Here is a 15,831-nt window from a genome sequence, read left to right on the forward strand (position 1 = left end):
ATAGTTTATCTTACAAAAATATAAAAATTAACATAAAAAGGTGTCTCAAAATATACTATACCTTAGCTTTTACTAAAATATAATCTAATATTTTAAGACACCCTTAAATTAAATACTATTTAGTTATTTACTTTTTTAATCTACAGAATCCGTTTCCTCTAGTGGTTTAAAGAAACTTTTATCTCTTCTACAAATAGGACATCTCCAGTCTTCTTTTAATTCTGCAAAAGGTACCTCTTCTTGGCTTTCATCATACAAGTATCCACATACACTACATTTGTAAATTTTCATATTAATTCCTCCTCAACTATAAAATTATATTAATAAACTTCTTATGTTAGCTAATTTACTAACACTAAGATTATTAATTTCTTATATTTTTAATATAGTTTTAATCATTCTATTGGAATATTAAAACTCCTGAAATCCCCATGAATAGAACAACTATTTAAATAGTTATATATATTCCTAGTTATAAAGTTATATATTTTCATATTTGTATAGGTACATATTTACTCTTTTCAACACTCTATGGCTCTATCTGTATAACAGCATTTCCTCCAGAGTACCCCCACTTATTAAGGCTACCATTATTATTAATTACCGTCATAGAGTAATATTTATATTTAAATCCATAGGTGTCCTGAACCTCAACCAAAACATCTAACATATCTCCATTTTTTAATTTATAATTTTCTTTAAGATCTCCAGTATAATGGCTATATTCACTTGAAACTTCATTACTTTTCTCTAATTTAATTTCATCTATAACTTCCTCATTTATTCTTATCTTACATAAAGCTTCTTCTACACGATTTTCTTCTATAGAACTTGGATAAATCCTACATTCAATCCTCCCATCAATTATAACTTCATCACCCTTTGTTTTATATTCTCCTTTAAAATCTTGAGGCATAATTTGAAGTTGATACTCCATTCGATCTATATATTCATCTTCCCATATTTCTTTTTTCACTTCTTCTCCATAGTCTAAAGTAAATCTGAATTTAACAGAACTCCTTATTGGAACTGTTATCTTTGCACTATAGTTTAGAGCTTTATCTAATTTGCCTTCAACACTCTTATTATCCCCATTGCTACATTCATAATTAAAATAAAACTTTAATCCTTCCTTATATATTTTAGGAGTCCCTTTAAGATTAATAATAATGGCCTTATTTTCTATATCTAGCCCTTCTACAGAATAACTAAAGTCACTTAAAATACTCCCTTGCTTTTTTAGATTTTCTTCTACGATGGTATTAATGCTACTTAAGGATGTCCTCATATCATTATACTGATTATATATATCACCTCGTAAGCTGTCTAGATCTTGTCGAAGAGAATTAACTTTTATCAAACCCCACAGATTAAGCAATATCAAAACTATAAAACCTATAATAATTCTTTTTTTTACTTTTTTATTTTTCTCTAATAATTTATTATCTTCCACTTTCATTCCCTTTCACAATTATACTTCTATCCATCTATCTTCTAATGCTTTATTAACCATATCTTCATCACATAAATATTTCCTTAATATATCTCTTATGTATCTATCATCATATTTATGATTAGAATTATTCTTTAAATCTTTATATCCAGAACCTCTATGAAGATAATCAGAGCTACTTACCCTATAAACTTTATCTTCCATAATAGGTTGTCCATTTATAATAACCTCTAATACTTCTCTTTCCCTGTATTTAATCTTTACATTTCTAGAAAAATGAAGTCTTCCTACATATTTTCCTCTAAAGCCTGGTCCCCTACCATCAGCTAAAACTATGTCTCCATCTAAACTTTCCTTAATAGCTTCTAATATATATTTACCTTCAATTTCAAAGTATGTAGGATTTAATGGGGATGGCTCTATTTGTAATAGCTTAAGATTAGTTACTACACCTTTTTTTACTCCTCCATTTAATACTCCGCTATTTATACAAGCAAAATCACAATTATAAACTTTAGATAGTCCATCTGCTAATAAGTTAGTGATAGGATTTTCTTCTATTACATCATGCCATAAATTTTCTTTAACTTTATATAGTAGTATAGAAAGATTATTTAAAGCTATCTCTTTGTTTCTCTTTAATACTTTAATTATACCTTCATCCATATCTAAGTCTTCTATATTTATATTCTCGCCTTTTACTAAACTTACTTTATTATCTTTTATGGATAGTTTTAATACTCCCAAGTGCTCTCCAAACTGTCCTGAGGTATGGATTATCGTATTATTTATAATCTTAGGCTCCTCCATAAGGATATGAAAATGTCCTCCTATTATTACATCTACCTCTGAAATCTTTGTTGCAATCTCTTCATCCTTATCCATACCTAAATGAGATAGAACTATACATATATCATATTTACCCTTATTATCATTTATCTCCTTATTTATTCCCTCCAGATAATCTAAAATATCTAATCCGCAGCTTGTACTAAACTCATTTAAATTAGGAGAAGCACCTATAATTAATATTCTTAATCCACCTCTATTAATTATTATACTTTTATTTAATCCTTCTATATCTTCACCATTAAGTTTTCTTATATGACAACTTAAAAAAGGTATCCTTCCATCAGATGTTAAGCCTTCTAATGTATGAATTCCATCAAAGGTCTCATTATTTCCAATAGATATAGCATCGTATTTAGCTTCCTGTAGTAAATCTATTGCAACCATACCCTTAGTTCCATTAACTTCTACTCTTTTAAAATCTGCTAAATCACCTGCGTCTAATATAATTGTATCTTCGCTTTTTAACTCATTAATTTTTGTAGCTATTTTTGCTAAACTTTCAAAGTTACTATGTATATCATTAGTGTGTAATATTTGTAATTCCATAATATATCTCCTTTATGTATGTTTATAAAATATTTTAAGGCTCACATAAAAAGTAAGCTTTAAATAACCTCAATAGCCATTACATTTCATTTATATAAATATTTTACAACACATTAGAAAATATTTATATGGAAATTTTATTGAAATTGAAGTTTGCTTTCACAAATATTACATATATAACATAACATACTATTAGGTAGAAATTAATTCAAGGAGAAAACGAATGAACAACTATAGTAATTACTCACATAGAAAAATGGAATACGCTTGTGCTTTTGTATTACCTCAAGTATATGAAAATTTATTTTTAATTAAAGATGCTCTATCAAAGGGCACAATATTTAAGGATTTATATAAACCTTACAATGAGAAGAAACACTCAAGATGGGAATAAAGAGGTGAGATATTATGTATGATCAAGAATTATTAAATAATATAAGAAAACTTCAATTTTATTGTATAGATTTAAATCTATATCTAGATAACTTCCCTGATAATGAGGAAGCTACTAAGGATCTACAAACCGTATCTCACAAGCTCGGAATATTAGTACGTGAATATGAAGAAAAATATGGCCCACTTACTAATTTCGGCTCAGCCTCTGTTGAAAGTCCAATGTGCTGGACTTCATTACCATGGCCTTGGGAAAACTATTAACGTAGGAGGATTATAATATGTGGTATTATACAAAAACATTAGAATATCCAATAAATCTTAAATCTAAGGATCTTAGGATGGCAAAATTTCTAGTAGCTCAATATGGTGGCCCTGATGGAGAATTAAGTGCAGCACTTAGATATTTGAATCAACGCTATACTATGCCTACTGGAAAATCTAAAGCATTATTAACTGATATAGGTACAGAAGAGATGGCTCACGTTGAAATGATAGCTACTATGATCTATCAACTTATGAGCAATGCTACTCTAGAAGAACTTGAAGAAGTAGGACTTGGTGGTCACTATACAAATCATGGAAGAGCTTTATTCTACACAGACCCTGATGGAGTACCTTGGACAGCAGCATATATTCAAGCTAAAGATGATGTAGTTGCAGATCTTCATGAAGATTTAGCTGCAGAAGAAAAAGCAAGAGCAACCTATGAATGGTTAATAAATCAAAGTGATGATTATCAAATTAAAGAAATCTTGAAATTCTTAAGGGAAAGAGAAATTGTTCACTTCCAAAGATTTGGTGAGGCTCTAGATGACGTACAAGACTGTTTTAAAAGAAAACCATTGCTAGATCCATTGAATAGATAAACTTAAAATTTATATTCTAAGTGAATATACTTATATAATTAAAAAGGCTGTGTCAAACAGTCTTTTTATTTTAATCTATGTTAGGTAACTTTGTTATAATTATAATAAAATTTTATATAATATAATAATTAATAAAAGAGGAGATTAATGATGGATAAGAGTCAAATTAAATCCTTAATTAAATGTGTTGTTTGGGGAATAATCTGGTCTATTATTTTAGTGTTAATTGGATTAGGCATTGTTAACTTTACTACTCATAACTTAAAAGATGCTTTATTCATTGAAGGTATAATATTAGTTATTTTAGGAGTTTCTTCTTTCCTAGGAGGAAATCCAACTGGATTATCCCTTCAAGGAATGGGTCAAACTAATGCTCAGTATATTGCAAATGCAAATCTTGAAGTAACTAGAATGGAAAAAGAAAAAACTACTACTTCTATTAATAACAGTTTTAAGACTATTATAAATACGGTTTCATTAATTATCGGTGGATTAATATGTATTATAATCAACTTCATCATTTAGATTTTAAGAGTATTATAGGGGATATCAATAAATAAACTTCTAATCTTTCATTATGTTGAGCTTGTACTTATATTAGATGACAAGCTCAACATTAACTTAAGATTTAGCTTATTTTGAGATATCTCCTTTCTTAAATCAGAAGTTTTAGCTAATTATAGCTGAATCTCCATTACTACTTCTCCCCACATTATCTTTCCAGTTTTTCTGAAACCTACAGCTTCATATAATTTTTCAGCAACACTATTTTCTGGTTCAAAGCTTGTATAAACTTTTATATTTCCATGGTCTTCTTTTAATAATTTTAAAAGTTTTAGTATAGTAGCTCTACCATATCCCTTTCCTTGATATTTTTTGTCCATCATAAGTCTACACATCCACCAGCTATTATCATCACTATCAAAGCTATACATTAAAAATCCTACCATAACTTCTCCATCATATATTGCTAAAGGATAGTTTCCTTCTTCAAATTTAGACTCCAATATAGAGTATGAGTTTGATGCTACGAAACACTTCTGGTTTTCTTCTACAGAAAGCTCAATACATTCTCTCCAATTGTCATTGTCTATCACTTTAAAAATAATCTCCATAAATATTTTCCCCCTAATATTATATTTTTTTCTTATAAAAAACCTCATCCTCAGCTTCAAATCCAGTTATAAACTGCCTAAAGCCAAAACTAGAGTATAGATTTTTTGTTACTATATTCTCTGGATGAAAGCTTAAATATATAGTTTTATATTTAGACTTTTTCTTGATATCTTCTAATACTAATGATAATGCTTTTCTACCATAACCCTTTCCTTGATATCTTTCATCTATCATAAACCTTCTTAATTCTGCCATTTCATCATCATCCTCATCTCCATGCATAGCAAATCCAATAATTTCATCATCCTTATAAATTCCTAACAGTATATAATTAGGATAAAATCTTGATTCTGCAATAGACTTCAAATTAGAGTGAGGCAAGTATGTCTCTTGCTCCTCTGATATTTTTAGTTTAGTACATTCTTCCCAATTTTCTAGATTTATATCTTTAATGCTAATATTCATTTATTCACCTACCTAAAGCTATTTAATTTTGAAAACACAACTCTATCCTCATATTTATCATTTCCTTTGTTATAAATTTATTATTCTTATTTCATACTTCTAAATTATATATCTATAATAATCTATTTGTGTTTTAATAATAAATCCATTATTAATATAAAGGTTATATGCTGTATGATTTTTACTATCCACCTCAAGATATATATCTTTAATATCCAAGGTCAACGCCTTCTCTATTCCCTTACTTAATATCTCTTTTCCGTAGCCAAATCCACGATACTTAGTTGAAATTCCTAATCCACAAATAAACGCATTGCCACCTTCTAAACTAATACTACATATACCAACAGTTTCATTATCTACTTTAGCCATATAGGATATCCTATCTTTAGATTCTATTGCTCTATTAACAATTGCTTTTCCTTCTTCCAAAGTTTTATTAAAAATGTCCATGTTTAGCTTTGCTATTTCATCTATATCTTGAATAGTTATTGGAGCTAACTTCAGCTTACCATCTCTTTTAATAAATTCATCTTGTCTATAAACTAGTAAGTACTCTGAGAAATCATATATCGCATTAAATTTCTTTAAAGCTAGCATGCCATCATTGCTTGAAGTCTCATGTACAAAGAGTATTTCTTTAACGCCATACTTTCTTAGTTCATTAATAGCACTTTCTAAAAGTATTTTAAAGAAACCTTTCTTTCTCTTCTCTGGTAATGTATATGCGGAAACTTCTGCCTCCTTTGATCTTGGTATAAACATAGATAAAAAGCTTACAAGAGTTTCTTCCTCATATAATAAGAAAAAGCAATTAATTTCTTTACTGAAGTTAATTTCATTTGATAAAAATACACTTCCCTTAGTTTTATCATACTTTTGGCAAATTCCTTCCAGATTTTTAATATCTTCAATCTGCCTCTTATCTAGTTCTCTTAACTCTAAAATTTGCATTAACTTTAACCCCCTACATAAAAAATGGCCATATCCTTCACCGTAGATGATAGGATATGGCTAACTAGCACATATTTATTCTTAAACATAGTCTTAAACTTAAATATTACTTTTAAGTTCACTATGCTATTTAAAATATTTAGATATAAAAAGTCCTAGGGATACCCCTAGGACTTAATTACAAATTAATACTTTAAATTTAACTTTAAAAACCTATAATTTCAGGCAGGGCGTTATTATATATTCTATTTAATTTTATATTATTTTTATAAAAATCTCTGTTCATAAACAACGTATTCCCACCTTTCTCATTACTTATATTTACATTATAATATTTTTATATATTATTTGTCAATATTTTTAAATTCTATCCTTAAAAGTCTGGTCTTACTTACAAATCCACTACTTTCTAAAGTTTTTTTAGAATTTGTGTTATAATACCAGCATCCGCAAATTGGAATTTCTCCTTGCTTGTAACAAAGTTCCTTTAGCTTTGCTATAATAGTTCTTCCAATACCCTTTTGTCTATATTCTTCTCTAGTAAACATTCCTATACTAGTATATCCTTTTAGTATCCTTCCTTTTTCTTGTATACCAAAACCCAATATATTGGTACCTTCTTCAAAAACATATAATTCTCCATCTTTAACCTGTTTATCTACATCTTCAAAAAAGTCACCACTAAGTTCTTTTATCATTGGAATATCTTTATATTCAGCTTTTCTTAGACTACCATTGCTATAATACCTTATTTCTTCTGGGCTACCTTTATGATCCTGGAAAAAATAAGCTTGATTTTTTACTTCTTTATTTTCTATATCACATATACAACTTAAATATAACTCATCTCCTGTAAATACATAGGCTGATTTTGGATTAAATTTTTTCAATATAGCATTAAAATATCTTTGAGCGTATTTTATATATTTACACTTGATATAAAACAGTGTTAATAATTCATTATCATATATAGCAAAGTATCCTATATACTTTGAATTCATAACTATTCTATAAAACTTAGATTTAATTATATGGTCCTCTAAATAGGAATCAAAGGGCGAAGACAGGGTTTTTAAATAATCTTTTAAAAACTTATTTATATCATTATAATTGCTTAATTCAAATCCTATATTTATTTTCATTTATTATTTTTAAGCTCCAATAAATTAAACCCCTGTGCCCTTATTAAAGTACTTTCTTCTATGTTGCAATTTATTTGCAGCATAATTAATTCTTCTTTAATAGCTTTACTCATTTATTATCTAGTGAATACTTATTAATAGTATCACTAAATTCACCCCTTTTTTTACTTTATTTACCCCAGTTATTTTCTTTACTATAATAATAAAATATTTTATTGTTACTTAAGTAGCTTGTCTTACTTTCATTGCAATCATAAATCCCCTCCCTACTAATTTTAAGGCTACTGATTTACTACTTAATTTCCCCCATTATTCGCAGTACACATTTCACAGTCTATAGCTAAAACTATAGCTAAGCATAATATTTCATCAACCTGATCAGTTATATTTAGTACATAGCTGTCTCCCCAGGTAAACCATTCTTTGCTCACCGTCATAACAGCATATCCATCTTGATATAAGGTATAATCATGAGCCCAAAAATCACCTGTTAACCTTAGGTTAGTTCCATCTAGATAATAGTTTTGATTAATAAAAGTAAATTTTTTTATCAAATCTCCAATTACCATGCCATTTATAATAATTTCAAACTTAGGCATAAAGGTGAATAGTTTCTGTCTGATATATCCTACTTCTTTATCATTTTTATCGTAAATATGAAGTTTATGCCCCATGGAGAACATTTCACCTTCAACAAAGTATTTATCTTCCCCTTTTTCATCTTTAACTATAAATCTATCAGTAAATGAAAATACTTTTTGCTTAATATATAATTTCATAGATTCCTCCGGTAAATATAATTGATTATAAATATTATCTCACAAATTTTAGAATATTAATACATTTTTATGTAATTATGTAATGCATTATTCTATTATGTCACTACAAATAAAAGTTATTAGGATTAGATTCATTAGATAGTGTTCAATTATATTTAATATATTTTCATAATATTTTAAATATAATTCGATTTATAATAAAATATTTGATTTTAAATGTGAAAAAGATACCACTCATGGTATAATAATATCGTAATTTAATACAGGAGGGAAAATTATGTCTGAAAAAAAGAACAAAGAAATTCTTTGGTACACATTGGCATTTATGGCATTTTCAACAGTATGGGGTTTTGGTAATGTTATTAATGGCTTCTCTGAATACAACGGACTTAAAGCAATTGTATCTTGGGTTTTAATCTTCACTATTTACTTTGTGCCTTATGCACTAATGGTAGGAGAATTAGGATCTGCATTTAAAACCTCTGGTGGAGGAGTTAGTTCTTGGATTCATGAAACCATAGGACCAAAAATTGCTTACTACGCTGGATGGACATATTGGATAGTTCATATGCCTTACATTTCACAAAAGCCATCTGGTTTTATGATTTCAGCAAGTTGGGCGATCTTCCAAGACAAACGAATCAGTAGTATGAATACAGCTCTACTACAATTATCTTGCTTAGTAGTCTTTTTAATTGCATTATATATTGCATCAAAAGGATTAAATCCATTAAAAAAGATAGCTACTTTTGCAGGAACATCCATGTTCGTAATGTCTATTTTATTTATTATATTAATGTTAGCAGCACCAGCAATTACAGATGCTAATCTAAATGCTATAGATTGGTCATTTAAGACTTTTATGCCTACATTTGATGTTAAATTCTTTACCAGTTTATCAATCTTAGTCTTTGCTGTTGGTGGTTGTGAAAAAATATCACCTTACGTTAACCAAGTTAAAAATCCTGAAACAGGATTTTCAAAAGGTATGATTGCATTAGCAATTATGGTTGCTGTTTGTGCAATTTTAGGAACTATATCATTAGGTATGATGTTTGATTCAAACAATGTTCCTAAAGACTTAATGACTAATGGTGCATATTATGCTTTTCAAAAGTTAGGTGAATACTATCACATAGGAAATACTTTCGTAATTATTTATGCTATTACAAACCTTATTGGACAATTTGCAGTACTTATAATATCAATCGATGCACCTTTACGTATGTTACTTAATAGCGCTGATAGAGAGTTCATTCCTGAAAAATTATTTGTTAAAAATAAATATGGTGCTTATACAAACGGACATAAACTTATATTAGTTATAGTTTCAATATTAATCATCCTACCTGCTTTTGGTATAGGAAGTGTAGATGAATTAGTAAAATGGTTAGTAAAACTAAATGCTATATGTATGCCTCTTCGTTACTTATGGGTATTTGTTGCATATATAGCTTTAAAGAAATCAGGAGACAAATTCAATCCTGAATATAAATTTGTAAAAAATAAAATCTTAGGTATTATCATAGGAGCATGGTGCTTTGCATTTACAGCTTTTGCATGTATTGGTGGTATATACTCTGAAGATCCATTCCAATTAACACTTAACATTGTGACCCCATTTGTACTAATAGGTTTAGGTTTAATTCTTCCATATATTGCGAAGAAAACTAATCACTAATTTAACACTTAAATAGGACAAGCACTTAAAAATCACTATATAAACAGAGTTCTAAGCTTCAGAGTGGTTTTTACTCCCACTGAAGCTTACTAACAGACTTCTAAGTATCAATATTTTTGATACTTAGAAGTCGTTGTCCTTTAGGGGAAATAGTTATCCAGGGACGTAGCCACTCTTCACTCCCACTTTGAAGAAAAGCAGAGAGCCCAACAAATCTGTGATTTGGTGCGAATCGCTTTCACAGAGTGCGATGGGAGTATTAGAGTGGGTAGTCATCGAATAAAAATAGGACTGAATAAAGATAAAATATCTTTATTCAGTCCTTTATTTCTATTTAATTATTTTATTCCTTTAGCTTTTAATTTTTCAAGCATATCTGCTGTCATCTTAGCTAAGTCATATTCAGCTTTAAAGCCCCACTCTTCTTTAGCAGCAGATGGATCTATTGAATCTGGCCAAGTATTTGCAATTCCTTGTCTTACTGGGTCTACGTCATAAGACATTTCGAATTCTGGAATATGCTTTCTAATTTCTGCAGCTATTTGTTCTGGTTCAAAACTCATTGCTGTTATGTTAAATGCATTTCTGTGCTTTAATTTGCTTGGGTCAGCTTCCATTAAAGTGATTATTGCATTTATAGCATCTGGCATATACATCATGTCCATGTAAGTTCCTTTACCTATGAAAGAAGTATACTTGCCAGTTTTTAATGCTTCATAGTAAATATCAACTGCATAGTCTGTAGTTCCACCACCTGGTAATGCTACATAAGAAATAAGTCCTGGGAATCTTACTCCTCTTGTATCTACGCCATATTTAGAGTGGTAGTAATCACACAATAACTCTCCAGAAACCTTAGTTACACCATACATAGTGTTTGGTCTTTGAATAGTATCTTGAGGGGTATTTACTTTAGGTGTAGATGGTCCAAATGCTCCTATTGAGCTTGGAGTAAAGAATTTACAATTTAACTCTCTAGCAACTTCTAAAGCATTTACAAGACCACCCATGTTTATAGTCCATGCAAGTTGTGGTTTTGCTTCTGCAACTGCTGATAAAAGTGCTGCAAGGTGAATAATAGTATCTACTTCATGTTTTTTAGCTATTGATAAGAATTCATCATAGTTTGTTACGTCTAAAGTTTCAAAGATTCCACCTTCAACGATTGGATTCCCTTCTGGCTTTCTTACGTCTGTAGCTACTACATTGTCTACTCCGTAAACTTCTCTTAATTTCGTTACTAATTCCGTACCAATTTGACCTAAGCATCCACTAACTAATATTCTTTTCATATTGATTCTCCCTATCTCATGTTATTTAAATTTTATTTAAATGTTTTTAGTTAAAATCTATAACCTTTAGAGGAGGATAATCCTCCTCTAATTTTAATACAAATACTATTTTATTAAACCCATTTCTCTTCCTACTTTTGCATATTTAGCAATAGCTTCATCTAACATTTCTTTTGTATGAGCAGCTGATGGCATGTTTCTTACTCTAGCTGTTCCTAATGGTACTGTTGGGAATACTATTGATTTAGCATATACACCCTCTTCATATAATCTTCTACTGAATTCTTGAGCCTCAGCAGCCTCTCCAATTATGCATGGAGTTATAGGTGTTTCACTATGACCAATATCAAATCCTAATTCTTTTAAGCCTTTTTTAAGGTAATTTCCATTTTCCCATAATTTATCGTGAAGTTCCGTACTTTCAGTTAATATATTTATAGCTTCTATACAAGCTCCTGCTGCTCCTGGAGTTAATGATGTAGAGAATAGGAATGGTCTACCTCTAACTTTTAACCAATCGATAAGATCTTTAGATCCTGCTACATATCCTCCAACTACACCAATAGCTTTAGAAAGTGTTCCTATTTGGAAATCTATTTTATCTGATAATCCAAAGTGGTGAACTGTTCCAGCACCTTTTCCAAGTACCCCAGAACCATGAGCATCATCAACGTAAGTAATTAAATCAAACTCCTCTGCAATCTCAACAATTTCAGGAAGTTTTGCAACATCTCCATCCATTGAGAATACACCGTCAGTGATTACCATTATTTTTTCATATAATCCTGATTCTTTTGCTTCTTTAGCTTTTGATCTTAAATCATCCATGTCAGAGTGCTCAACTCTTATGATTTTAGCTCCTGATAATCTACATCCATCTATAATTGAGGCATGGTTTAATGCATCTGAAAGTATTGCATCTTTTTTGTTCATTACAGCAGATATAGCTGCCATATTGCAGTTAAATCCTGATTGGAAAGCTATTGCAGCTTCAGTGTGTTTAAATTCTGCTAACTTCTTCTCTAATTCTATATGTATGTCTAATGTTCCATTTATTGTTCTAACAGCACCAGCACCTACACCGTACTTTTCTGTAGCCTTGATTGAAGCTTCAATCATTCTTTTGTTAGTTGCAAGTCCTAGATAGTTGTTTGAAGATAGGTTTATTAGCTTCTTTCCTTCTATTTCTATCACAGGTCCATTTTGTCCTGTAATAACATTAATTTCATTATAAAGACCTTTACTTTTAAGGTCCTCTAAATTAGTATTAAGGAAATTGTTTAAAGATTTGCTTCCCATATGATTACCTCCATATAAATTATATTAAATAAAATTTACTATACATGTTAATATATTTATAACACATATTAGTATATTTATACTCCAAAATAATATCCTTCAATGCCTACTCTATAAGATTAGCTACTCATATTTTCTCTTCATATAATTAGAATATCTTCTACTTATAAGTTTTTGAATAAATCCTTATTTATATACGCCTCTATATTTTTCTGGTAAAAGAGCTGCTATAGATTTCATAACTTCAACCATGGCTCTTTCATTATATTGATTCTTATCTTCCTCTTTAAGTTTTTCAGGTAAATACACAGCATCCCCAAACCTTACAGTAACATGAGCTGTCTGGAAGTTTTCCTCTCCCATATCATCATCATTTATAGGTAAAAATTCCTCTGTACCAGTTAATGCAATTGGAACTATTTTAGCTTTAGATAACTTAGCCATTAAAAGGAATCCCTTTTTTCCTTCTATCATGGAACCAGTTCTGCTTCTTGTCCCCTCTGGGAATATCATAATATTTTCTCCAGCCTTAAGCTTCTTTATAATCTTGCTAATGGCATCCTTATCAGCAGAATTAGGCTTAATACCTATAGTCTTTATAAACTTAAACCCATTCTTAGTAAAATCGTTATTGGAAAGCTTTACTCCCGCAATGAATGTAGGATCAAAGTCTTTTAGTACTTCATTAAGTATAAGACCATCTGCATTACTTAAGTGATTGCATACAAATATTATTGGTCCATCTATATCTTTAATCTTTTCATATCCTTCAACTTTCATATTAGCATACTTTTTTATTGATGTCTTTACATAAGTTCTTGCTAGTTTTCCAGAAATACTTTCTGGTAACTTATTTAAAATTTTAGTTAATATATCTCTTTTCATATAAATCTCCTTTATACCTAAGACTTACACCATACTATTTCTTGAATAATTTATCATAATACTCCTTTATGTATGGTGATTTTATACTCTCTTTTATACTATCTCTATCTTCATTATACCTCAAATAATAATTGATAAGCCCATTTCTTATTAATAAATTCTTTCCACGCCATCCACAAGAATGAATGATATACTTTTCTTTAAAGCTTTTATTATCAAGATTTATAAGCTCCAATAAATCAACCTTTTCCATATACATCTTAGGTAGAAACTCTTTTATAGGTGAAACTTCCACATTCAAATTATGTGGACATACTTTTTGACAATTGTCACACCCAAAAATTTTGCCTTTAACCATGTTAATTTCCTCATCATTTAAGTGTTTCTTTTGAGTTAAATAAGAAACACATTGTGAAGAATTAAACTTTTTAACATCTTCTATTATAACATTTGTTGGGCATCTTTCCACACATAAATTGCACCCTTTACAGCCATATTTTTTTGATTTATCCCCCTGTAGCTTAAGATTTGTTATTATTTCTCCTAAAAATACGTATGAACCATACTTTTCCGTAATAAGAGCATTATTCTTCCCTATAAATCCAACTCCACTTATAGCTGCAATATACCTTTCTGGTAATGGATTGCTATCTACAAACCACTTAGCTTCTCCTCCTAAGGATTCTATAAAATCACATATTTCCTTTAAATACTTTTCTACTACTTTATGATAATCTAACCCTCTTGTGTATAAAGAAAATTTATCTCCTTCTCCTTTATCACCATGGTAATAAGGAAAAGCTATTGATATAATAGTTTCTCCATTTTCCATTAAAAGCTTTGGATTAATCTTTTTTTCTATGTCTTCCTCTTCAAACTCATTAAAAAGATTATTTTCCTTCCTATCTATGAAAAATTTCTCTAATTCATTAAATCTTCTACATTCTGTAAATCCAATAGTATCTAAACAAAGTCGCTTTGCATAACTTATTATTTTCTCTTTTTTATCCATATATTCTTCCATCAGTTTATATATTTCCTACTTTCTCATTTCCATATATCCTATTAATACTCTTAAGTCATTATTATGTTACCCTTATAGTTTCTATTGTTCTCCATGCAAATACTCTGCTGCATACTTAGCTGCTAACCTTCCCTGATTCATAACCTTCTCCACATTAGTATACCCATCAACAACTGCTCCACATGCAAATATTCCATTCATTGAGGTCTCCAGTTTATCTGAAATAAATATACCACCCTTTTCCTTATCTATATTTATTCCTATTTTTTCTGCTATAGGGGTATCAGGCTTTAAATTCATACATAACACTAGAGTATCACAATCCACATATTTACTAGTTCCTTCAATAACATTATATTTTTCATCTAGATGCACTATATCTACACCAGTAACTCTGTGAGTACCATATATTTTTACTACTCTATGGTTAAAGAGTACAGGAATATTAAAGTCTTCAATATACTCTCTAGCTTTATTACTTACAGCTCTAATAGCACCACTGGTTTCTATCATACTTATTACATTAGCTCCCTCTAAAACTAAAGTTCTTGCTGCAAGTATTCCTATATCATCAGATCCTAGTACAATACATCTTTTCCCAGGTAGTACTCCTTTTCTATTAACATACTTTAGTGTTGAACAAGCTGTAGTAATTCCAGCCATTCCATATCCTAAAATATTTTTATAACCAAAAGGTCTTTCTCTAGAGCCCATAGCAAGAATTATAGCCTTGGCTTTTATAGTCTTTATTCCTTCATTACTATTTACTATAACAACTTCCTTATTCTTTTTTAATTCCAAAACTGTAGTATCACACTTAATAATTACTCCTAATTTTAAGGCGTCCTTTATAAGTCCTGATATTAATTCCGGAGCTGCTAAATTTTCTTTTATATTCTTATAATAAAAACCTGCCTGAACACATGAAAGCATAGCTCCGCCAGGTTCCATATCCCTATCAATTACAATAACCTTTTTTACTCCTCTAGATTTCGCCTCTACTGCAGCCATAATTCCACTTACTCCTGCACCTATAACTATTAGGTCAAAAGCCTCCATTAAATCCCCTCCTATTCCAAAG

The 15,831-nt window shown here is 29.6% G+C and carries 18 protein-coding genes; 5 read left to right on the plus strand and 13 right to left on the minus strand.

What is annotated here, in order from left to right:
- Positions 1 to 135 precede the first annotated feature (135 nt).
- The 3 genes from ABDZ93_RS06385 to ABDZ93_RS06395 all read right to left on the minus strand — a co-directional run bounded on the left by ABDZ93_RS06385 (position 136) and on the right by ABDZ93_RS06395 (position 2,851).
- Entirely contained in the window at positions 136 to 291 is a 156-nt protein-coding gene (locus ABDZ93_RS06385) for a rubredoxin (protein WP_343824761.1), read from the minus strand.
- A 238-nt stretch (positions 292 to 529) separates the two neighbouring features.
- Positions 530 to 1,453: a hypothetical protein gene (locus ABDZ93_RS06390; RefSeq protein ID WP_343824763.1), complete on the minus strand. Its 924-nt coding sequence runs from the start codon at positions 1,451 to 1,453 to the stop codon at positions 530 to 532.
- An 18-nt stretch (positions 1,454 to 1,471) separates the two neighbouring features.
- Positions 1,472 to 2,851, minus strand: coding sequence for a bifunctional metallophosphatase/5'-nucleotidase (locus ABDZ93_RS06395; protein WP_343824766.1), 1,380 nt, complete (start codon positions 2,849 to 2,851; stop codon positions 1,472 to 1,474).
- Between the two features lie 223 nt (positions 2,852 to 3,074).
- Between ABDZ93_RS06395 and ABDZ93_RS06400 the strand changes: the two genes are divergently transcribed.
- From ABDZ93_RS06400 to ABDZ93_RS06415, 4 genes are all read left to right on the plus strand, one after another.
- Positions 3,075 to 3,245 carry a spore coat associated protein CotJA gene (locus ABDZ93_RS06400; RefSeq protein WP_343824769.1) on the plus strand — a complete coding sequence of 57 codons (171 nt, stop codon included), beginning with the start codon at positions 3,075 to 3,077 and terminating at the stop codon, positions 3,243 to 3,245.
- 14 nt (positions 3,246 to 3,259) lie between these two features.
- Positions 3,260 to 3,508, plus strand: a complete 249-nt coding sequence (locus ABDZ93_RS06405) for a spore coat protein CotJB (RefSeq protein WP_343824772.1) — start codon at positions 3,260 to 3,262, stop codon at positions 3,506 to 3,508.
- 17 nt (positions 3,509 to 3,525) lie between these two features.
- Positions 3,526 to 4,113 carry a manganese catalase family protein gene (locus tag ABDZ93_RS06410; RefSeq protein WP_343824775.1) on the plus strand — a complete coding sequence of 196 codons (588 nt, stop codon included), beginning with the start codon at positions 3,526 to 3,528 and terminating at the stop codon, positions 4,111 to 4,113.
- Positions 4,114 to 4,263: 150 nt separating this feature from the next.
- Complete coding sequence (locus ABDZ93_RS06415; RefSeq protein ID WP_343824778.1) at positions 4,264 to 4,638, plus strand: hypothetical protein; 375 nt, start codon at positions 4,264 to 4,266, stop codon at positions 4,636 to 4,638.
- 152 nt (positions 4,639 to 4,790) lie between these two features.
- Here the strand turns inward: ABDZ93_RS06415 and ABDZ93_RS06420 are convergent, their stop codons facing one another.
- From ABDZ93_RS06420 to ABDZ93_RS06440, 5 genes are all read right to left on the minus strand, one after another.
- Complete coding sequence (locus ABDZ93_RS06420) at positions 4,791 to 5,228, minus strand: GNAT family N-acetyltransferase (RefSeq protein ID WP_343824781.1); 438 nt, start codon at positions 5,226 to 5,228, stop codon at positions 4,791 to 4,793.
- A 19-nt stretch (positions 5,229 to 5,247) separates the two neighbouring features.
- On the minus strand, positions 5,248 to 5,694 hold the full coding sequence (locus ABDZ93_RS06425) for a GNAT family N-acetyltransferase (protein ID WP_343824784.1): 447 nt from the start codon (positions 5,692 to 5,694) through the stop codon (positions 5,248 to 5,250).
- Between the two features lie 99 nt (positions 5,695 to 5,793).
- Complete coding sequence (locus tag ABDZ93_RS06430) at positions 5,794 to 6,648, minus strand: GNAT family N-acetyltransferase (protein ID WP_343824786.1); 855 nt, start codon at positions 6,646 to 6,648, stop codon at positions 5,794 to 5,796.
- 344 nt (positions 6,649 to 6,992) lie between these two features.
- A complete protein-coding gene (locus ABDZ93_RS06435; protein ID WP_343824787.1) occupies positions 6,993 to 7,790 on the minus strand; it encodes a GNAT family N-acetyltransferase in 798 nt (265 codons plus the stop codon).
- A 296-nt stretch (positions 7,791 to 8,086) separates the two neighbouring features.
- On the minus strand, positions 8,087 to 8,569 hold the full coding sequence (locus tag ABDZ93_RS06440; protein WP_486187757.1) for an LURP-one-related/scramblase family protein: 483 nt from the start codon (positions 8,567 to 8,569) through the stop codon (positions 8,087 to 8,089).
- Positions 8,570 to 8,846: 277 nt separating this feature from the next.
- Between ABDZ93_RS06440 and ABDZ93_RS06445 the strand changes: the two genes are divergently transcribed.
- Complete coding sequence (locus tag ABDZ93_RS06445) at positions 8,847 to 10,250, plus strand: APC family permease (RefSeq protein ID WP_343824790.1); 1,404 nt, start codon at positions 8,847 to 8,849, stop codon at positions 10,248 to 10,250.
- 338 nt (positions 10,251 to 10,588) lie between these two features.
- Here ABDZ93_RS06445 and ABDZ93_RS06450 read toward each other — a convergent pair whose 3' ends face one another.
- From ABDZ93_RS06450 to ABDZ93_RS06470, 5 genes are all read right to left on the minus strand, one after another.
- The gene (locus ABDZ93_RS06450) at positions 10,589 to 11,542 is read right to left on the minus strand and encodes an L-threonine 3-dehydrogenase (protein WP_343824793.1); all 954 of its coding nucleotides are present in this window, start codon (positions 11,540 to 11,542) and stop codon (positions 10,589 to 10,591) included.
- A gap of 105 nt (positions 11,543 to 11,647) precedes the next feature.
- Entirely contained in the window at positions 11,648 to 12,841 is a 1,194-nt protein-coding gene (locus tag ABDZ93_RS06455; RefSeq protein WP_343824795.1) for a glycine C-acetyltransferase, read from the minus strand.
- 186 nt (positions 12,842 to 13,027) lie between these two features.
- A complete protein-coding gene (locus ABDZ93_RS06460; RefSeq protein WP_343824797.1) occupies positions 13,028 to 13,726 on the minus strand; it encodes a lysophospholipid acyltransferase family protein in 699 nt (232 codons plus the stop codon).
- Between the two features lie 34 nt (positions 13,727 to 13,760).
- Positions 13,761 to 14,738 (minus strand): tRNA epoxyqueuosine(34) reductase QueG, encoded by a 978-nt coding sequence (queG, locus tag ABDZ93_RS06465; RefSeq protein ID WP_343824799.1) that lies wholly within the window; start codon positions 14,736 to 14,738, stop codon positions 13,761 to 13,763.
- Between the two features lie 93 nt (positions 14,739 to 14,831).
- Complete coding sequence (locus ABDZ93_RS06470) at positions 14,832 to 15,809, minus strand: NAD(P)/FAD-dependent oxidoreductase (protein ID WP_343824801.1); 978 nt, start codon at positions 15,807 to 15,809, stop codon at positions 14,832 to 14,834.
- Positions 15,810 to 15,831 lie beyond the last annotated feature (22 nt).

This window comes from Clostridium subterminale (assembly GCF_039521425.1).
GTDB lineage: Bacteria > Bacillota > Clostridia > Clostridiales > Clostridiaceae > Clostridium_J > Clostridium_J subterminale.